This window comes from Pseudomonas sp. 910_21, assembly GCF_052850735.1.
The window spans coordinates 216,236-235,199 of record NZ_VXCY01000001.1 but is presented as its reverse complement, the minus strand read 5'-3'; the positions used below and the strand labels follow the sequence as shown (position 1 = coordinate 235,199).

Below are 18,964 nucleotides of genomic sequence, written 5' to 3'. Positions count from 1 at the left end.
TCTGTTCAGAAGCTCGCCGAGCGGCGATCAGGCAAGGCAAAAACAGGAGAGGAAGCGGAGTTTAGCCTGCTAAATGAGCATTCCGAACCTGTTTTTAACGCAGCATGATCGACGCGCAGGCCGCTTCTGGGCAGAGCCTAGCGATTTCCGCGACGGCTCATGAATGCCAGGCGCTCCAACAGTTGTACATCCTGCTCGTTTTTCACCAGGGCGCCGGCCAGGGGCGGGATGGCCTTGGTCGGATCACGCTCGCGCAGCACCGCTTCGCCGATGTTGTCGGCCATCAACAGCTTGAGCCAGTCCACCAGTTCCGAGGTCGAGGGCTTCTTCTTCAGGCCCGGCACTTTGCGCACGTCGAAGAACACGTCCAGGGCTTCGCTGACCAGGTCTTTCTTGATGTCGGGGTAGTGCACGTCGACGATTTTCTGCAGGGTGGTGCGGTCGGGGAAGGCGATGTAGTGGAAGAAGCAGCGACGCAGGAAGGCGTCCGGCAGCTCTTTCTCGTTGTTGGAGGTAATGATGATGATCGGCCGCTGCTTGGCCTTGATGGTCTCGTCGATTTCGTAGACGTAGAACTCCATCTTGTCGAGTTCCTGCAGCAGGTCGTTGGGGAATTCGATGTCCGCCTTGTCGATTTCGTCGATCAGCAGGATCACCCGCTCCTCGGACTCGAAGGCTTCCCAGAGCTTGCCTTTTTTCAGGTAGTTGCGGATGTCGTGGACCTTGTCCACCCCCAGCTGGGAGTCGCGCAGGCGGCTGACCGCGTCGTACTCGTAGAGGCCCTGGTGGGCCTTGGTGGTGGACTTGATGTGCCAGGTGATCAGCTTGGCGCCAAAGGATTCGGCCAGTTGCTCGGCGAGCATGGTCTTGCCGGTGCCGGGTTCGCCCTTGACCAGCAACGGCCGCTCCAGGGTGATGGCGGCATTGACTGCCAGCTTCAGGTCATCGGTGGCGACGTATGCACGGGTGCCTTCGAACTTCATCTGCAATTCCTCGAACGGTGACGGCGAGCTGCCCGGGGCAGGTCGATTGAATGGGGAGTGATGGCGCGACTATAACGCGCTGCCCGGTCGACTGTGAACGTGGACGCCCCATTCAGTCTCTGAATGGAGCGTCACGGGGTGACTCAGTCAGTCGAGGGCTTGGGTTGTTCGTAACGGGCATTGAAGGCCTGGATGAACCCGTTGCGCAAAATCTGCAAAAACGCCTGGAATGCGCTGATATCTTGCTGGTGCACGCTGCCGCTGAGTTCGACCCGGGTGGCGAACTGGTTCTTGCGCTGGTTCTTCAGCAGGTTTTCCCCGGCTCCCACCAGGGCTTCCCATACCGAGCGCAATATCCCCTTGTTGCGGTTCTGCACATCCTGCTGCCAATTGAAGATTTCCACGTCCCGCAGCAACGGCTTGATATAGCCGTGCAGTTGGCCCTTCTCGGCCTGGGCTTCGATCACCACGTCGCCGTGGCCGGCATTGAAGTCGAACTTGCCGTAGGCCGAGGCGAAGTCGTTGAAGCGCTTGAGTTCGATATCCCGGGCCCGCAGACGGAATTCGAAGTCCTCGAAATTGCTCAGGGGATCGAAGGTGGCGGTGCTTTCCATGGGAGCCTGGCCTTGCAGCAGGGCCTTGCCGTCGAAGCGCGCATCGCGCTTGCCCTGGGTATCCACCACGTTGGTCAGGTTGTAGAAACTGGCATTGACCTGGGTGGCGCCGATGTTCACCGGGGGGGTGGAACTGAAGTTGCGAAAGTGGATCTTGCCGTCGCTGATCCGCACCTCGTCGAGGGTGATGGGCAACAGCTTGCCCAACTGGGCCCGCCAGTCGGTGCCTTCACCGGTCTGCGAGGCTTGCTTGTCCGCGCCGCCATCGACGAAGTTCAGCTCCGGCTGGACGAACTGTACCTTGGCCACCACGGCGTGGTCGTACCACAGGGAATGCCAGCTCACCGCCAAGTCGATCAGCGGCGCCTTGACGAAGGGCACCGGCACCTTGCCGCTGACCTTGACGATCTCCAGCCCGTTGATGCGGTAGGCGCCGCGCCACAGGGCCAGGTCGATATCGCTGATCTGGCCACGGTAGTCGCCCATGTCCGCCAGTTTGTCATTCAGGTAGTCGCGCACCAGATAGGGCAGGGTGAAGTGCAGGGCCAGCAGCAGGACCAGCAGGCCGGCCAGGGTCCATAGGGGCCAACGGTAACGACGTTTCATGATCAGCAGTCTCCAGCCGTATAAAGGCATTGACTGCCTGGGGCCGCAGTCGTTCGGCGCGACTGGACGCTCAAGGGCACCAGGCATACCCTTGAGGACTTCTTCACTGCTGCATAAGGACCCAGCCATGAGCCGAATTTTTGCTGACAACGCCCATTCCATCGGCAACACGCCCTTGGTGCAGATCAACCGCATCGCCCCTCGTGGCGTGACCATCCTGGCCAAGATCGAAGGGCGTAACCCGGGCTACTCGGTGAAATGCCGGATCGGCGCCAACATGATCTGGGACGCGGAAAGCAGCGGCAAGCTCAAGCCGGGCATGACCATCGTCGAGCCCACCTCGGGCAATACCGGGATTGGCCTGGCCTTCGTCGCGGCCGCCCGTGGCTACAAACTGATGCTGACCATGCCGGCGTCCATGAGCATCGAGCGGCGCAAGGTGCTCAAGGCCCTGGGCGCCGAACTGGTGCTCACCGAGCCGGCCAAGGGCATGAAAGGGGCGATTGAAAAGGCCGCGGAAATTCTCGCCAGCGATCCGTCCAAGTACTTCATGCCACAGCAGTTCGATAACCCGGCCAACCCGGCGATCCACGAGAAAACCACCGGTCCTGAAATCTGGAACGACACCGACGGCGCCGTGGACGTGCTGGTGGCCGGGGTCGGTACAGGTGGCACCATCAGCGGCGTGTCGCGCTACATCAAGAAGACTCAGGGCAAGCCGATTCTCTCGGTGGCGGTGGAGCCGGCCACTTCGCCGGTGATCAGCCAGAAACTGGCCGGTGAAGAAATCAAGCCCAGCCCCCACAAGATCCAGGGTATCGGCGCCGGTTTCGTGCCGAAGAACCTGGACCTGGAAATGGTCGACCGGGTCGAGTTGGTGACCGATGAGGAATCCAAGGCCATGGCCCTGCGGTTGATGCAGGAAGAGGGCATCCTCTGCGGCATCTCCTGCGGAGCGGCAATGGCGGTGGCGGTGCGCCTGGCGGAAACCCCGGAAATGCAGGGCAAGACCATCGTGGTGATCCTGCCCGATTCCGGGGAACGCTACCTGTCGAGCATGCTCTTCAGCGATCTGTTCACCGAGCAGGAAAACCAACAGTAAGCGCGGGTCAGGCATTCGCCCGTAGGAGCCGGCTTGCCGGCGAATGCTGACCCATATCAGGCCAGGGCCTGGCTGCTTATGCTACTTAACGCCTTTGTTGCATAACCGTTAACGCTGAATGTTGGGTTGTGCGGGTTTTTCCAGGGCCCAGGAGTGTTTATCATTGCCGGCTGCCAGGTCGGGTGAACATTCCCCTACAGGTACCTATTTCCTAGGAGTCGTTGCATGAGCTTTTCCTTTACCGCCAAGGTCGCGGTGTTGTCGCTGTTCGTCGGCAGCATTCTCTACGTGCACCTGCGCGGCAAGGCGCGTCTGCCGGTACTGCGCCAGTTCGTCAACCATTCGGCGCTGTTCGCCCCTTATAACGCATTGATGTACCTGTTCTCCGGGGTGCCTTCCAAGCCCTACCTGGACCGCAGCAAGTTCCCCGAGCTGGATATCCTGCGGGACAACTGGGAAGTGATCCGCGAAGAGGCCATGCACCTGTTCGACGAGGGTTACATCCGCGCTGCCGAGAAGAACAACGACGCCGGCTTCGGCTCGTTCTTCAAGAAGGGCTGGAAGCGTTTCTACCTCAAGTGGTACGACAAGCCACTGCCCTCGGCCGAGGCCCTGTGCCCGAAGACCGTGGAGCTGGTGAGCGCCATTCCCAACGTCAAGGGCGCGATGTTCGCCCTGCTGCCCGGTGGCAGCCACCTGAACCCGCACCGCGACCCCTTTGCCGGCTCCCTGCGTTATCACCTGGGGCTGTCGACCCCCAACTCCGACGCGTGCCGGATCTTTGTCGATGGTGAGGAATACGCCTGGCGTGACGGTGAAGACGTGATGTTCGACGAGACCTACGTGCACTGGGTAAAGAACGAAACCGACGTCACCCGGGTCATCCTGTTCTGCGACATCGAGCGTCCGCTGAGCAGCCGCCTGATGACCCGTATCAATCGCTGGGTCAGCGCCCAGTTGGGTCGTGCTACTGCGCCGCAGAACCTCGACGACGAGCGCGTCGGTGGGATCAACCAGGCCTATGCCTGGAGCAAGCGTTTCAGCGACAGCTTCAGTGGTGTGGTCAAGCAGTGGAAGCGTCGCAATCCCAAGCTCTACCGCATCCTGCGCCCGGTGCTGGCGGTGGTGGTGCTGGTGGTCTTGTGGAAGTGGCTGTTCGGATAAATCTTGCAATGAATATCGGGCGCTGGTTATATTCGGCGCTCGATGAGTCAGCCGACTCATGGTTTTTCCCTTCAAGAAAGATCAGCACATGGCCTTTTCCCCCCTCAACGCGGTAGTGCTTTCAGCGGTCAACGCTGGCGTCGTGCCGTGTGGGAATCAGCAGCCTGTGCAGATCGGTCAGTACCCCCCACCTGTCAGTAGCACGCCGGTGTACGCAGTCGTATCACCGCCGGGCGTTGGCTTTTCGGGCTGATCAGCAATCGCTGCTGTTCCCTGTGCCCGCCTGAACCAAACACTACTGAACTTCAGCCTTGGCTGAATTGGCTTCTTGCCTGATTACAGGTGGTTTTCATGTTGCTCATTTCCAAAAAGTCCGCGCTTGCGGCGGCTTCCACGAGCCTGTTCGTCCTGCTCTGGAGCAGTGGCGCCATCTTCTCCAAATGGGGCCTCACCCAGGCTTCGCCCTTTGCCTTCCTGCTGCTGCGCTTCATCATCGCCCTGATGGGCCTGGTGCTGCTGATGCCCCTGCTCAAGCTCCACCTGCCCCGGGGGCGTCGGGCCATGGGATTTGCCGTGGCTACAGGCCTGGTGCTGCTGGGGGCTTATCAGATCTTCTACATCCTGGCCCTGGACCTGAAGGTCACGCCCGGCGTCATGGCCACCATCATGGGGGTGCAGCCGATCCTCACCGTGGTGCTGATGGAGCGCCAGCGTTCCTGGCGTCGCCTGTTCGGCCTGAGCCTGGGGCTGGCGGGGTTGATCATGGTGGTCTACCAGGGCATCGGTCTGGCGGGGATCTCCATCTCCGGGATGCTCTGCGGCCTGCTGGCGCTGGTGAGCATGACCGCTGGCTCGATCATGCAGAAACGCATCACCGACAACCCTCTGGGCACACTGCCAGTGCAGTACTTGGCGGGGCTGTTGCTGTGTTCCTTGTTCGTGCCGTTCCAGCCGTTTCACTTCGAGTACAGCGCCGGACTGCTGGTTTCCGTGCTGTGGATGGGGCTGGTGGTGTCGGTGCTGGCCACGCTGCTGCTGTATCGGCTGATCGCCCAGGGCAATCTGGTGAATGTCACCAGTCTGTTCTATCTGGTGCCGGCGGTGACGGCGCTGATGGACTATGTCTTTTTCGGCAACCGTCTGGCATTGCTGAGTCTGATCGGCATGGGACTGATCATTGTCGGGCTGGTATTTGTGTTCCGTAAGAGCGCTTGATCCACCCAGGCAGTTGTCTCCCCGACGACTGCCGACTACGCCGGCCGGGTGCAATGCCCGGTCGGTGACTGGATTCATCGGCAGCATGAGCAAACAACCATAGCGCCAACTGCTGGCCATGTGCCATTATGTTGATGAAGGTCTCTGACCGGTGAAAAAAAGCTCGTTTTCAATCCCTTGAAGGTGATTCGAAGTGTGCTGAACGAGCTTTCAAGGTTCTTTTGATAACCAGATGTTTGGACTTTCTTTGGTGTATTCCAAATTAGTCCATCAGATAAACCTTAAAAATTAAAGCCGGTACCTAGACTGACGACATATTCCTTATACAAAGGAGAGTCAGTATGAACGCAGCGTTCGCTTCCACCGCTTTCGGCTTGCTTTTGGGACTATCGAGCAGCTGCTTTGCTGCTGCTCCAATCGCACAGGGGATCATCCGTTTTACCGGCAGTATCGTTGAGAGCAATTGCACCTCCAGCGCCGCCAGTACCGGGCTTAGCCTGCGCCAGTGTCCTCAAGGCTCCCGCGGCGCCGCGATCGACGTAGCACGTGTGGGAGCAGTGGCCAGCGTCAGCGCTCTGGATCATTCCGCCGTCAAGCTCAAGCTCCTGACCGACAGCGGTTCCCAGGGACGCTATTACGACCAGCACTATGCCTTTGTCGACCAGGCCGGGAAGGCCGTAACCTCCGGCACTTACCTGATTACCCTGAACGTTCCATAAGACCTCTGGCGGTGTTCATGCCGGGTTCATCCAGGTCGAGACACCGGCTTCAAACCGGCGTTTTCACCGCCGGCCGCAGCACCAGCCACAGGGCGGCGGCAATCAGCGCGCCGCCATACAGATGAGCCATGGACAATGGCTCATCCAGCAGCATGGCCCCCCATAACACGCCGAACGGCGGAATCATGAAGGTCACGGTCATTGACCGCACCGGTCCGATGGCGCTGAGCAGACGGAAATACAGCACATAGGCAAACGCCGTGCAGCCCAGGCCCAAGCCCAGCAGCGACAGCCACACGCTCCAGCCACCCCAACTGGCCGGCGGCTGGCTGATGGCGTTGTAGACGAACAGGGGCAACAGCAGCAGGGTGGCACCGAGCATGCTGCCCAGTGCCGAGAGGCGACTGTCCAGGCCGCCGGCCTGATCCAGCCAGCGCCGCGCAAGGAAGCCGGCGAAGCCGTAGCAGGTGGTGGCCATCAGGCAGGACAGGGCGCCCAGCAGCAGTTCATGGTCGAAGGCCACGGGGCCGGCGCGGGTGAGAACGCCCACGCCGAACAAGCCCAGGCAGACCCCGGCCATCTTGCTCAAGCTCAGGCGCTCGTGAAAAAACAAGCCGCCGATCAACACCCCCATCAACGGCGTGGTGGCATTGAAGATCGCCGAATAGCCCGCCGGCAGCACCAGGGCCGCCACTGAGTACATCGTTGCCGGAATCCCCGAGTTGATCACCCCGAGCAGCAGTACGGTCTTGAACTTGCCGCGAAAATCCCAATCGATCCGCATCAGTGCCAGCATCACCAGCAAGCCGGCAGCGGCAATCGACACCCGGAAGAACGCCGTGGGTACGCTGCCCAGCACCGGGGCGATGATGCGCATGAATAAAAAGCTCGCGCCCCAGATGGCGGCCAGCGACAACAGACGCAGGAGATCGACAAGTCTCACGGAAGGATCCTTCGGTTTGAAGGCGGGGATCTTGCCCAGCACTGGCGGGCATGGCAAACCTTATTGGCGCACAGGGCGACGAAGCCCGACACTCCGTTTGTTGCGATCAATGATCCGCCACCCAAGCTTGGGGAGCAGGGCGACTGCCGGGTCATTTTCCGGCGTACGCTTGATCACAAAAATACGCTTCTCCTCAAGCCGTTTCACTGGCTAAGCTCTGGCATCGTAAATTCCCGCAGAGGTCTACTTATGCCGCAGCCATGGCCAGCCGCCGATATCGCTCGAATGATCCTCGATGGCTTCGACGACTACCGCGAGCACTTTCGCCAGATTACCGATGGTGCCCGGCAACGCTTCGAGCAGGCGCAGTGGCAGGAAGCGCAAAAGGCCTCGGCGGCGCGGATCAACCTCTATGAGGAAAAGGTCGGGGAGACCGTAGCCCGGCTGCACCAGGCCTTCAGTGACGATTCGCTGATGGATGTCAGCCAGTGGCCACTGGTGAAAAGCGCCTACATCAGCCTGATCGACCTGCGCTTCGACGATGAGCTGTCCGAGACCTGGTACAACTCGATCTTTTGCGGGCTGTTCAGCCATGACCTGATCAGCGACGGCTGCATGTTCATTCACACCACCCGGCCCAGCCTGCGCCGGGCCCGGGCCGCGCAGACACGCAGCTACAAGCCAGCGGGCGAACTGGCCAACATGCTCGAACAGGTATTCGCCGACTACCGCTTCAGCGAGGGCTATGCCGACCTGCCGGGCGACCTGCGGCGCCTGGAGGCGCAACTGCGGGAGAACCTGCCGGACTGGGTGTGCAAGGACCCGGAGTTGACCCTGGAGCTGTTTTCCTCGGTGCTTTATCGCAACAAGGGCGCCTACCTGGTGGGGCGCATCTTCACCCACGAAGAACAGTGGCCGCTGGTGATCCCGCTGCTGCATCGTGAAGGCCGGGGCATCCAGATCGATGCACTGATCACCGACGAAGCCGATGTCTCGATCATCTTCTCCTTCACCCGCTCGTATTTCATGGTGGATGTGCCGGTGCCGGCGGAGTTCATCGGCTTCCTCAAGCGCATCCTGCCGGGCAAGCACATCGCCGAGCTGTACACCTCCATCGGGTTCTACAAGCACGGCAAGTCGGAGTTCTACCGGGCGCTGATCAACCACCTGGCCAACACCGACGACCGCTTCATCATGGCCCCCGGTGTGCGCGGGATGGTCATGAGCGTGTTCACCCTGCCGGGCTTCAACACCGTGTTCAAGATCATCAAGGACCGTTTCTCGCCGTCGAAGAACGTCGACCGGGCCACGGTGATCGAAAAATATCGCCTGGTGAAAAGCGTCGACCGGGTCGGGCGCATGGCCGATACCCAGGAGTTTGCCGACTTCCGTTTTCCCCTGAGCAAGTTCGACCCGGCCTGCCTTGAGGAACTGCTGGAAGTGGCGCCGTCCACTGTGGCCGTGGAAGAGCAGACGGTGCTGATCCGCCACTGCTGGACCGAGCGCCGCATGACCCCGCTCAACCTCTACCTGGAGCACGCCAACCCGGATCAGGTACGCGAGGCCCTGGAGGATTACGGCCTGGCGATCAAGCAACTGGCGGCCGCCAACATCTTCCCCGGCGACATGCTGCTGAAAAACTTCGGCGTGACCCGTCACGGTCGGGTGGTGTTCTACGACTACGACGAGATCTGCTACCTCACCGAAGCCAACTTCCGTCACATTCCGGCGCCACGTACGCCGGAAGACGAGATGGCTTCCGAGCCCTGGTATTCTATCGGCCCCCACGACGTGTTCCCCGAGGAGTTCCCGCCGTTCCTGTTCGCCGATGCCAGCCAGCGCAAGCTGTTCGACCAACTGCACGGCGAGCTGTACAACGCCGACTACTGGAAGGGCCTGCAGGACGCCATCCGCGCCGGCAAGATCATCGATGTCTTCCCTTACCGGCGCAAAGGCCTGGAAGACGAATAGACGTGTAGGAGCCGGCTCACCGGCGAAGGCGTCCTCACCGGCCCTTTCGTCGGCAAGCCGGCTCCTACGTATTGCCTGGACTTTTCTGCGACAATCGCGGCCTGCCTAAATAGACGACATTTTGCGTACCTGATGACTTCCGAATCGCCTGCAATCGACCAACTGTTGAAAAACCTCGATCAAGCCATGCTCGCCGACCGCCACCGGTTGCGCCGGCAGCTGCTCGAACTGCGCAAGAAGCCCGACGAGGCCAAGCTCGCCCAATGGCTGGAGCGGATGCAGGCGTCCTGCAACCTGGTGACGGCGCGGCGCGACAGCGTGCCGCCGATTCGCTATGACGACAGCCTGCCGATTGCCGCCAAGCGCGACGAGATCAAGGAGGCGCTGCTCAAGCATCAGGTGCTGATCATTGCCGGTGAGACCGGCTCGGGCAAAACCACTCAGTTGCCGAAGATCTGCCTGGAAATCGGCCGTGGCCAGCAGGGGCTGATCGGCCATACCCAGCCCCGGCGGATTGCCGCCCGCAGCGTCGCCAGCCGGGTCGCCGAAGAACTGGCCACGCCCCTGGGTTCGCTGGTGGGCTATCAGGTGCGCTTCGAGGACCAGAGCGATTCCAGCACCCTGATCAAGCTGATGACCGACGGCATCCTGCTGGCGGAAACCCAGAACGACCGCTACCTGGAACGCTACGACACCATCATCGTCGACGAGGCCCACGAGCGCAGTCTGAACATCGACTTCCTCCTCGGCTACCTCAAGACCCTGTTGCCACGGCGCCCGGATCTCAAGGTCATCATCACCTCGGCCACCATCGACCTGGAGCGCTTCTCCAAGCATTTCGATGATGCCCCCATCGTCGAAGTCTCCGGCCGCACCTTCCCGGTGGACACCTGGTATCGCCCCCTGACCCTGGAGCAGGACGAGGAGGGCAACCGGGTCGAGGACGACCTGACCGTGGATCAGGCGATCCTTGCCACCCTGGATGAGATCGCTGCCTATGAGCGCAGCGAACGTCGCAGCCCTGGAGACGTGCTGGTGTTCCTGCCGGGGGAGCGGGAAATTCGCGATGCCGCGGAAATGCTGCGCAAGGCCCAGCTCAAGCACACCGAGATCCTGCCGCTGTACGCGCGCCTGTCGCCGGCGGAGCAGCAGCGGATCTTCCAGTCTCACCCCGGTCGCCGGGTGGTGCTGGCGACCAACGTTGCCGAAACCTCGCTGACCGTGCCGGGCATTCGTTATGTGATCGACAGCGGTACTGCACGCATCAGTCGCTACAGCTACCGGGCCAAGGTCCAGCGCCTGCCCATCGAGGCGGTGTCCCAGGCCAGTGCCAACCAGCGTAAAGGCCGTTGCGGCCGGGTCGAGCCGGGGATCTGCGTGCGCCTGTACAGCGAGGAGGATTTCCTCGGTCGGCCGGAGTTCACCGATCCGGAGATCCTGCGCACCAACCTGGCGGCGGTGATCCTGCAGATGCTGCATCTGCGCTTGGGTGAAATCACCGCGTTTCCGTTTATCGAACCGCCGGATGGCAAGGCCATCAGCGACGGTTTCAACCTGTTGCAAGAGCTCTCGGCAGTGGACCGCAACAGCCAGTTGACGCCGCTGGGCCGGCAGCTGGCGCGCCTGCCGGTGGACCCGCGCATGGGCCGCATGCTGCTGGAAGCGGCCAAGCTCGGCAGCCTCCAGGAAGTGCTGATCGTTGCCAGTGCGATGTCGATCCAGGACCCCCGCGAGCGTCCGCCGGAGCGCCAGCAAGCCGCCGACCAGGCTCACGCACAGTGGAAGGACGTGGACTCGGACTTCGCCGGGCTGGTCAATCTGTGGCGCGGCTTTGAAGAGCAACGCCAGGCCCTGACCGCCAGCCCGCTGCGCAACTGGTGCCGCAAGAACTTCCTGAATTACCTGCGCCTGCGGGAGTGGCGCGACTCGCACCGGCAACTGAGCCTGATCTGTCGTGACCTGCAACTGAGCCTGAACAAGGAACCGGCGGACTACCCGAAACTGCACAAGGCGGTGCTGGTGGGTTTGCTGAGCCAGATCGGCCAGAAGACCGAAGACGGCGACTACCTCGGCGCCCGTCAGCGGCGCTTCTGGATTCACCCGTCCTCGGGCCTGGGCAAGAAACGCCCGCAATGGCTGATGACCGCCGAGCTGGTGGAAACCACCAAGCTCTATGCGCGCATGGTGGCCAAGATCGAGCCGGACTGGATCGAGCCCCTGGCCGGCCATCTGGTGAAGAAGAACCACTTCGAGCCCCATTGGGAGAAGAAGCGTGGCCAGGTGGTGGCCTACGAGCAGATCACCCTGTTCGGGCTGATCGTGGTCGGTCGCCGGCCGGTGCATTACGGTCCGGTGGACCCGGTGGTGTCCCGCGAGTTGTTTATCCGCGAAGCCCTGGTGCGCGGCGAGATCCAGTCCAAGGCCAAGTGCCTGAGCGCCAACACCCAGTTGCTGGAACAGCTCGACGCTCTCGAAGCCAAGGCCCGGCGCCGGGACATCCTCGCGGACGAGGAAACCCTGTTCGCCTTCTACGACGAGCGCTTGCCGGCGGAGATTCACCAGACCGCGACCTTCGACAGCTGGTACCGGGTCCACAGCCAGAAGAACCCGCAACTGCTGATCATGCGCGAGGAAGACGTGCTGGCCCGCGAGGCCAGTGAAGTCACCGCCAAGCAGTATCCGGACACCCTGCATATCGGCGACCTGGAGCTGGCCCTGAGTTATCACTTCGAGCCCAACCACCCCCGGGACGGCGTGACCCTGCGGGTGCCGGCGCCCTTGCTGCCGGCGCTGCCCGCCGAACGCCTGGAGTGGCTGGTGCCGGGGCTGATCGAGGCCAAGTGCATCGCCCTGGTGCGCAACCTGCCCAAGGCCCTGCGCAAGAACTTCGTGCCGGTGCCGGACTTCGTCAAGGCGGCCCTGCAGCGCATGGTCTTCGCCGAGGGCTCGCTGCCCCAGGCCCTGGGCCGCGAACTGCTGCGCATGACTGGTGCCCGAGTCAGCGACGAGGCTTGGAGCGAAGCTGAGCAACAGGTGGAAAGCCACCTGCGGATGAACCTGGAAATCGTTGATGCCCAGGGCAAGTTCCTCGGCGAAGGCCGGGACCTGGCCGAGCTGACGGCGCGGTTCGCCGAAGCCAGCCAGGCTGCCCTGGCGGTGCCGCAGACCGCCAAGGGCCAGCAGCCGGTGGAAGCCAAGGTGTTCGCCGCGGTCGCAGAAAAGACCCAGCAGAAGATCGCCGGGCTGTCGATGACGGTGTATCCGGCGCTGGTCGAGGAGGCCGGGACCGTCAAGGAAGGGCGCTTCTCCACCGCCGCCGAGGCTGAGTTCCAGCACCGCCGGGCCTTGCAGCGCCTGCTCTTGCAACAACTGGCGGAGCCGGCCAAGTTCCTGCGCGGCAAGCTGCCGGGGCTCACCGAGCTGGGCCTGCTGTACCGCGAGCTGGGCCGGATCGATGCGCTGGTGGAAGACATCCTCCTGGCCAGCCTCGACAGCTGCATCCTCGACGGCGAAGCCACGCTGCCTCGGGATGGCGCGGGCCTGGCGTCCCTGGCCGAGCGCAAGCGCGGCGCCTGGACCGAGCATGCCGAGCGCCTGGCGCGCCTGACCCTGGAGATCCTCAAGCTCTGGCACGGTCTGCAAAAACGCTTCAAGGGCAAGATCGACCTGGCCCAGGCCGTGGCCCTCAACGACATCAAGTCCCAGCTGGCGCATCTGGTGTACCCCGGCTTCGTACGGGAAACCCCGGCCTTGTGGCTCAAGGAAGTGCCGCGCTACCTCAAGGCGGTGGAGCTGCGCTTCGAGAAGCTCGGCAGTCAGGTGCAGAAGGATCGAGTCTGGAGCAGCGAACTGGCCGGCCTCTGGAGCCAGTACCAGACCCGGGCCCAGAAGCATGCCCAGGAAGGCAAGCGCGACCCGCAACTGGAACTGTATCGCTGGTGGCTGGAGGAATACCGGGTGTCCCTGTTTGCCCAGCAACTGGGGACCAAGGTGCCGATTTCCGACAAGCGCCTGAGCAAGCAATGGAGCCAGGTAGACGTCTGACCCAATGCCCCCTCGTAGGAGCTGCCGCAGGACGCCCCGGTAGGGAGGGCGGTCCCGCCGATCTTGCAGTTGCGGCGAAATATCGGAGGTTATGGCAAACTCCGCCGTCATAAATGCCGGCCCCGGTTATCTGCACCACAGGCAGCCCGGGCGGATCGGAATAAAGCGATGCCAGGGACTGCTCCCCGCCGGGGGCCGTCCCTTTACGGTTTGGCACGACGGTGCCAAGACCTTTTGCCTCATCACACTAGAGGAACGACCGTGCATAACGTCGTCATCAGCGGCACCGGCCTGTTTACCCCGGCCAACAGCATTTCCAACGAAGAGCTGGTGGAGTCTTTCAATGCCTACGTCCACCAGTTCAATAGCGACAACGCTGCCGCCATCGAGCGCGGTGAAGTGCAGGCCCTGACGGAATCCAACGCCGCTTTCATCGAAAAAGCCTCGGGGATCAAAAGCCGCTTCGTCATGGACAAGGACGGCATTCTCGACCCGCAACGCATGGCCCCGCGCCTGCCGGAACGCTCCAACGACGAGTGGTCGGTGCTCTGCCAGATGGCGGTCGCCGCCGCCGAACAGGCCCTGCAACGAGCCGGCAAGACCGCCGCCGACATCGACGGGGTAATCGTTGCCTGTTCCAACCTGCAGCGTGCCTATCCGGCCATCGCCATTGAAGTCCAGGCTGCCTTGGGCATCCAGGGCTTCGGTTTTGACATGAACGTGGCCTGTTCTTCGGCGACCTTCGGCATTCAGGCCGCCTGCAACAGTGTGCAACTGGGTCAGGCCCGGGCGATCCTGATGGTCAACCCGGAAGTCTGCACCGGGCACCTGAACTTCCGTGACCGCGACAGCCACTTCATCTTCGGCGACGCCGCCACCGCGGTGATCGTCGAGCGGGCTGACCTGGCTACCTCCAAGCACCAGTTCGAGATCGTCAGCACCAAGCTGCTGACCCAGTTCTCCAACAACATCCGCAACAACTTCGGTTTCCTCAACCGCGCGGCGGAAGAGGGCGTGGGTGCCCGGGACAAGCTGTTCGTCCAGGAAGGCCGCAAGGTATTCCGTGACGTATGCCCGATGGTCGCCGAACTGATCGCGGCCCACCTGGAAGAAAACCAGCTCAATGTTGGCGACGTGAAGCGCTTCTGGCTGCACCAGGCCAACCTCAGCATGAACCACCTGATCGTCAAGAAACTCCTGGGCCGCGAAGCCACGGTGGAAGAGGCGCCGGTGATTCTCGATACTTACGCCAACACCAGTTCGGCGGGCTCGGTGATTGCCTTCCACAAGTACCAGGATGATCTGGCCAGCGGCTCCCTGGCCGTGCTCAGTTCCTTCGGTGCGGGTTATTCCATCGGTAGCGTACTGCTGCGCAAGCGTTGATCTAGGCTGAGTCGAGGTGTGGCGCGAGGCCTGGTTGGCGCGTCACACCCCATTCAAACCCGCATGATGAACGAGGCATGAATGGCCGCTGCTGATGACACGCAACTGCTAGAACGCCTTTTGGCGGGCGAACAAAAGGCTTACAAGGAACTGGTGAGCACTTACCAGAGCGCCATGCGCGCCGTGGCATATGCCATTGTCGGCAACCGCCACGCCGATGAAGTGGTGCAGGACGCCTGGCTGTCGGTGGTGCGCAACTTGTCAGGGTTCCAGGGGCGTTCCAGCCTCAAGACCTGGCTGCTGACCATCACCGCCAACGCCGCCAAGGGCCGTTACAAACAGAATCGTCGGGAAGTGCTGATGGATGACTTGCCTGCCCCTCACGGCACCGTGGGCGACGAGCGCTTCTCCTCTTCCGACGGTCACTGGCTGGTGGCGCCTTTTGCCTGGCACGAAGACACCCCCGAAGCCCTGCTGACCGAATCCGAGTTGCGCGAGTGCCTGGAGCACACGCTGCTCAGCCTGTCGGAACTGCAAAGCAGTGTCCTGCTGCTGCGCGAGCGCCAGGGCCTGGAGCTGGAAGAGATCTGTAATCTTCTCGGGCTTACGCTCTCCAATGTCCGGGTGCTGTTGCACCGGGCGCGCTTGAAAGTCTTCGCCACCGTGGAGCATTTTGAGGAAACCGGCCAATGCTGACCTGTAAGGAACAAGTGGCACGTTCCAGCGACTACCTGGATGGCCAGCTGAGTTTTCGCGAGCGCCTGATGGTTCGCCATCATCTGCTGTTCTGCCCCAATTGCCGGCGTTTCATTCGTCAGATGCGCCTGCTCCAGGCCACGTTGCGGGTGCTTCCCGAGCCGCCTCTGGAAGGCCTGGACGAACTGGCCGAACGCCTGGCTGCCGAGAACAAGCGCGACCTCTGACCTTCCCCCCATGCGGATGCCGCTGTGCATCCGCATCTGCCATCAATCTGTCATCCGATCGAAGGTGACAGTGCTGCAATGTCCCCCCATCCCCCCGCAAATCCTCACAAAAGCGCTCTAGCACGGGCTTCTCGTCTTATTTCATTTCGAAGTAAAAAAGTTCCCCTGTAATTAAATCTTTATCTATCAGCAACCCGGCTGAAATAACCCATCGCCAAGATTCCCACCCAACACCAGCGGGCCAACCCCGCGTGTTTTCCAACGCTACAGACCACCAATTAGGGGAACTCTTCGATGATCCGTAAGCACTTCGCCGGTTTTGCCGCCAGCGCCCTGGCCCTGGCAGTAACCGCCCAGGCTTTCGCTGGCACCGTCACCACCGACGGCGCCGATATCGTAGTCAAAACCAAGGGCGGCCTTGAGGTTGCTACCACCGACTCCGCATTCAGCTTCAAGCTGGGCGGTCGTCTGCAAGCCGACTATGGCCGTTTCGACGGGTTCTACACCAAGAATGGTGACACCGGCGACGGCGCCTACTTCCGCCGCGCCTATCTGGAATTGGGCGGCACCGCCTACAAGGATTGGAAATACCAGATCAACTACGACTTCTCCCACAACTCGGGCACCGCCGATGACGGTTACTTCGACGAGGCGTCCATCTCCTATGTGGGCTTCAAGCCGGTGACCATTCGTGCCGGTCGTTTCGACGCCGACTTCGGTCTGGAGAAGGCCACCAGCTCCAAGTGGGTCACCTCCATGGAGCGTAACGCCGCTTACGAGCTGGCCGACTGGATCAACTCCCACGAGAACGGCATGGGGCTGCAGGTCAGCTCGGTGGTGGCCGACATGGCTTACCTGTCCGGCAGCGTCTCGGCCAAGGACATCAACGACAGCGATGGCGACAGCGTCAAGCAGTTCAACGCCCGTGCCGTGTTTGCCCCGCTGCATGAAACCGGCAACGTCCTGCACTTCGGCCTGGACTTCGCCAGCCGCGACCTCAGTGACACTGCCTTCGACTCGCGGATTCGTCCTCGCCTGGGCGTGCGTGGCATCGCCACCAACGGCGGCAACGATGCCGGCACCAACGGCAACCGTGCCACCTTTGGCGGCGGCGCCGGCCTGAACGCCTCGAACCTGACGGCAGCAGGTGCTTATGACAATGACCGAGTGTTCGGCGGTGAGTTCGCCTTCGCCAGCGGCCCGTTCTCGGCCCAGGCGGAATACCTGACTCGCAAGCTCAAAGCCGACAGCAACGCTTACAAGGACGTCAAGGCCAGCGGTTTCTACGGCCAACTGGCCTACACCCTGACCGGCGAATCCCGGGTCTACAAACTCGACGGCGCCAAGTTCGACACCATCAAGCCCGAGAACAAGCAGTACGGTGCCTGGGAAGTGTTCTACCGCTACGACAACATCAAGGTCGATGACAAGAACATCGTCGCCGCCACCGCTACCCGTGAAGTCGGTGATGCCAAGGCCAACATGAACACCATCGGGGTCAACTGGTACGCCAACGAGGCGATCAAGATTTCCGCCAACTACATCAAGGTCAGCACCGACAAGATCACCAACAACGTTGGCGATGACAGCGGTGATGCCCTGGTGGCTCGAGTGCAGTACGTGTTCTAAGGCTGTTGCAACATCCAGGTAGAGCTCTTTCTCATCCGTTATAGCTCCTCTCGTTTTGACCCCGCTACGGCGGGGTTTTTTTATGCCTGAGCACGGCAATACGCTGTTTTTGCAGTGAAGTTGACAGCGACCGAAGGACGCTAGTTACCCCCTTGGCAGGCGTCAAATTTAAAAAACAAATAATGTCTGGATAGTTCCCGTCGAGATTTTTTTCGCTGTTGAAATTCGCCGTAAATTGCCCTCGCCGCAGCTGTTGGCAAAGGTGCTCATGGGCCAGTCGATGCGGGGGAATGGTGGATAAAGCGAGGGCGTCGAGACGGTTTTTTTTCTTGAGTGATTTTCTTTCTTAAAAAATATTACGGTTTCTTAGAGCGAAACTAGTGCGGTTGACAGCCTCTGAAAGGCTATGGAAGTATCAAAAAAGATCGCAGGTAAAATGTTGAAAAAGTTGTCGGGCAGATAGTGTTCTACACGGAGTTTTGTAGAACTGGTCAGGCTGCTTGTTGTCAGGGAAGTTAGAGTTTTAACTGGATTGTTAATACGCTGGTGGCCGGGGCTGATTTGTTTGCTCATGCCCGGGCCCGATAAACCCTTCAAGGAAGTGAAGGGCAGGGCAGAGTAATTAAGTACCCCTGTACCGGGGGTCGCAAGGGATTGCTGACATGACGAAAGTTGAACTTTACGACCCGACACTGCGGGACGGTAATCACGCGCTCGGGCACCGCCTTGGTCTGGAGGACATCAGTGCCTATTGCCGCGCCGTGGATGCCTGCGGGCTCTATTGCGTGGAGGTCGGCCATGGCAACGGCCTGGGGGCTTCCTCCCTGCAGTTGGGGCTGGCTCCCCACAGTGATGAGGCGATGTTGAGCACCGCCCGGGAAGCCTTGCAGCAGACCCGCCTGGGGATTCATGCGATTCCCGGGTTCGCCAAGCTCGATCATCTGCACATGGCCATCGAGCAGGGTGTGGATGTGCTGCGCATCGCCTGTCATTGCACCGAAGCCGATACCACCGCGCGCTACATCGAATTCGTCAAGTCACGGGGCGCCGAGGCCCAGGGCGTGCTGATGATGACCCACATGGCCAGTGCCCGGACCCTGCTGGAACAGGCTCGACTGCAGGTCGGCTATGGTGCCGACGCCATTGTGCTGATGGATTCCGCCGGGGCCTACATGGAGCAGGACGCCTTTGAAAAGGTCTCGCTGCTGGCCCAGGAGTTGTCGGTGCCCATCGGTTTTCACGGGCATAACAACCTGGGGCTGGCGGTGGCCAACAGCCTGAGCGCTGCCAGGGCCGGTGCGCGGTTGCTCGACGGCACCATCAATGGCCTCGGCGCCGGTGCCGGCAATACCCCCCTGGAAGTATTGGGCGCGGCGCTGATGAAGCTCGGTCTGCTGGACGAGGCCCGGGCCTTTGCCATGATCGCTGCCTCGGAGCAGACCACCGACCGGATCAAGAACGCTCAGCCCCATATCAGCGCCATGAACATTGTCAGCGGTTTGTACGGGGTGTTCTCGGGTTTTGAAAAACCGGTGTTGAAGGCGGCACAACAACATGGTGTCGAAGCGGTGGATATATATCGCGTGCTGGGGAAAAGAAGAGTAGTGGCAGGTCAGGAAGACCTGATTATTGAAGTTGCGATGAATCTGGCCAAGGCGCTGTGAATTC

Annotated in this window: 14 protein-coding genes; 11 read left to right on the top strand and 3 right to left on the bottom strand. The window is 61.3% G+C overall.

Features of this window, described 5'->3' with window-relative positions; translation table 11 throughout:
• Window positions 1–137 precede the first annotated feature (137 nt).
• A complete protein-coding gene (locus FW796_RS01030) occupies window positions 138–983 on the bottom strand; it encodes an AAA family ATPase (RefSeq protein WP_346634848.1) in 846 nt (281 codons plus the stop codon).
• Between the two features lie 143 nt (window positions 984–1,126).
• Window positions 1,127–2,203 (bottom strand): DUF748 domain-containing protein, encoded by a 1,077-nt coding sequence (locus tag FW796_RS01025; protein ID WP_346634847.1) that lies wholly within the window; start codon window positions 2,201–2,203, stop codon window positions 1,127–1,129.
• A gap of 127 nt (window positions 2,204–2,330) precedes the next feature.
• Between FW796_RS01025 and cysK the strand changes: the two genes are divergently transcribed.
• The 4 genes from cysK (at window position 2,331) to FW796_RS01005 (ending at window position 6,403) form a co-directional block, all read left to right on the top strand.
• Complete coding sequence (gene cysK / locus FW796_RS01020; RefSeq protein ID WP_221809074.1) at window positions 2,331–3,305, top strand: cysteine synthase A; 975 nt, start codon at window positions 2,331–2,333, stop codon at window positions 3,303–3,305.
• A 225-nt stretch (window positions 3,306–3,530) separates the two neighbouring features.
• Window positions 3,531–4,469 (top strand): aspartyl/asparaginyl beta-hydroxylase domain-containing protein, encoded by a 939-nt coding sequence (locus FW796_RS01015; protein ID WP_346634846.1) that lies wholly within the window; start codon window positions 3,531–3,533, stop codon window positions 4,467–4,469.
• 351 nt (window positions 4,470–4,820) lie between these two features.
• On the top strand, window positions 4,821–5,684 hold the full coding sequence (locus tag FW796_RS01010) for a DMT family transporter (protein WP_346634845.1): 864 nt from the start codon (window positions 4,821–4,823) through the stop codon (window positions 5,682–5,684).
• 341 nt (window positions 5,685–6,025) lie between these two features.
• The gene (locus tag FW796_RS01005; RefSeq protein WP_346634844.1) at window positions 6,026–6,403 is read left to right on the top strand and encodes a type 1 fimbrial protein; all 378 of its coding nucleotides are present in this window, start codon (window positions 6,026–6,028) and stop codon (window positions 6,401–6,403) included.
• Window positions 6,404–6,452: 49 nt separating this feature from the next.
• On the opposite strand, the gene FW796_RS01000 is transcribed toward FW796_RS01005, so the two are convergent.
• Entirely contained in the window at window positions 6,453–7,346 is an 894-nt protein-coding gene (locus tag FW796_RS01000) for a DMT family transporter (protein WP_346634843.1), read from the bottom strand.
• A gap of 249 nt (window positions 7,347–7,595) precedes the next feature.
• On the opposite strand from FW796_RS01000, the gene aceK reads away from it, so the two are divergent.
• From aceK to dmpG, 7 genes are all read left to right on the top strand, one after another.
• Window positions 7,596–9,317 (top strand): bifunctional isocitrate dehydrogenase kinase/phosphatase, encoded by a 1,722-nt coding sequence (gene aceK, locus FW796_RS00995; RefSeq protein WP_346634842.1) that lies wholly within the window; start codon window positions 7,596–7,598, stop codon window positions 9,315–9,317.
• A gap of 132 nt (window positions 9,318–9,449) precedes the next feature.
• Entirely contained in the window at window positions 9,450–13,361 is a 3,912-nt protein-coding gene (hrpA, locus tag FW796_RS00990) for an ATP-dependent RNA helicase HrpA (protein WP_446438908.1), read from the top strand.
• Between the two features lie 261 nt (window positions 13,362–13,622).
• Window positions 13,623–14,744 (top strand): beta-ketoacyl-ACP synthase III, encoded by a 1,122-nt coding sequence (locus FW796_RS00985; RefSeq protein WP_346634840.1) that lies wholly within the window; start codon window positions 13,623–13,625, stop codon window positions 14,742–14,744.
• Between the two features lie 81 nt (window positions 14,745–14,825).
• Window positions 14,826–15,440, top strand: coding sequence for an RNA polymerase sigma factor (locus FW796_RS00980; RefSeq protein WP_346634839.1), 615 nt, complete (start codon window positions 14,826–14,828; stop codon window positions 15,438–15,440).
• Window positions 15,434–15,667, top strand: coding sequence for an anti-sigma factor family protein (locus FW796_RS00975; protein WP_123726423.1), 234 nt, complete (start codon window positions 15,434–15,436; stop codon window positions 15,665–15,667). Before FW796_RS00980 ends, FW796_RS00975 begins: the two co-directional genes overlap by 7 nt.
• 294 nt (window positions 15,668–15,961) lie before the next feature.
• Window positions 15,962–17,296 carry an OprO/OprP family phosphate-selective porin gene (locus tag FW796_RS00970; protein WP_346634838.1) on the top strand — a complete coding sequence of 445 codons (1,335 nt, stop codon included), beginning with the start codon at window positions 15,962–15,964 and terminating at the stop codon, window positions 17,294–17,296.
• A 662-nt stretch (window positions 17,297–17,958) separates the two neighbouring features.
• On the top strand, window positions 17,959–18,960 hold the full coding sequence (dmpG, locus tag FW796_RS00965) for a 4-hydroxy-2-oxovalerate aldolase (RefSeq protein WP_346634837.1): 1,002 nt from the start codon (window positions 17,959–17,961) through the stop codon (window positions 18,958–18,960).
• Window positions 18,961–18,964: the final 4 nt, after the last annotated feature.

Coding starts and splice junctions, on each gene's coding strand:
- FW796_RS01030 (WP_346634848.1), bottom strand. CDS start 983: ATGAAGTTCGAAGGCACCCGTGCATACGTCGCCACCGATGACCTGAAG.
- FW796_RS01025 (WP_346634847.1), bottom strand. CDS start 2,203: ATGAAACGTCGTTACCGTTGGCCCCTATGGACCCTGGCCGGCCTGCTG.
- cysK (WP_221809074.1), top strand. CDS start 2,331: ATGAGCCGAATTTTTGCTGACAACGCCCATTCCATCGGCAACACGCCC.
- FW796_RS01015 (WP_346634846.1), top strand. CDS start 3,531: ATGAGCTTTTCCTTTACCGCCAAGGTCGCGGTGTTGTCGCTGTTCGTC.
- FW796_RS01010 (WP_346634845.1), top strand. CDS start 4,821: ATGTTGCTCATTTCCAAAAAGTCCGCGCTTGCGGCGGCTTCCACGAGC.
- FW796_RS01005 (WP_346634844.1), top strand. CDS start 6,026: ATGAACGCAGCGTTCGCTTCCACCGCTTTCGGCTTGCTTTTGGGACTA.
- aceK (WP_346634842.1), top strand. CDS start 7,596: ATGCCGCAGCCATGGCCAGCCGCCGATATCGCTCGAATGATCCTCGAT.
- hrpA (WP_446438908.1), top strand. CDS start 9,450: ATGACTTCCGAATCGCCTGCAATCGACCAACTGTTGAAAAACCTCGAT.
- FW796_RS00980 (WP_346634839.1), top strand. CDS start 14,826: ATGGCCGCTGCTGATGACACGCAACTGCTAGAACGCCTTTTGGCGGGC.
- FW796_RS00975 (WP_123726423.1), top strand. CDS start 15,434: ATGCTGACCTGTAAGGAACAAGTGGCACGTTCCAGCGACTACCTGGAT.
- FW796_RS00970 (WP_346634838.1), top strand. CDS start 15,962: ATGATCCGTAAGCACTTCGCCGGTTTTGCCGCCAGCGCCCTGGCCCTG.
- dmpG (WP_346634837.1), top strand. CDS start 17,959: ATGACGAAAGTTGAACTTTACGACCCGACACTGCGGGACGGTAATCAC.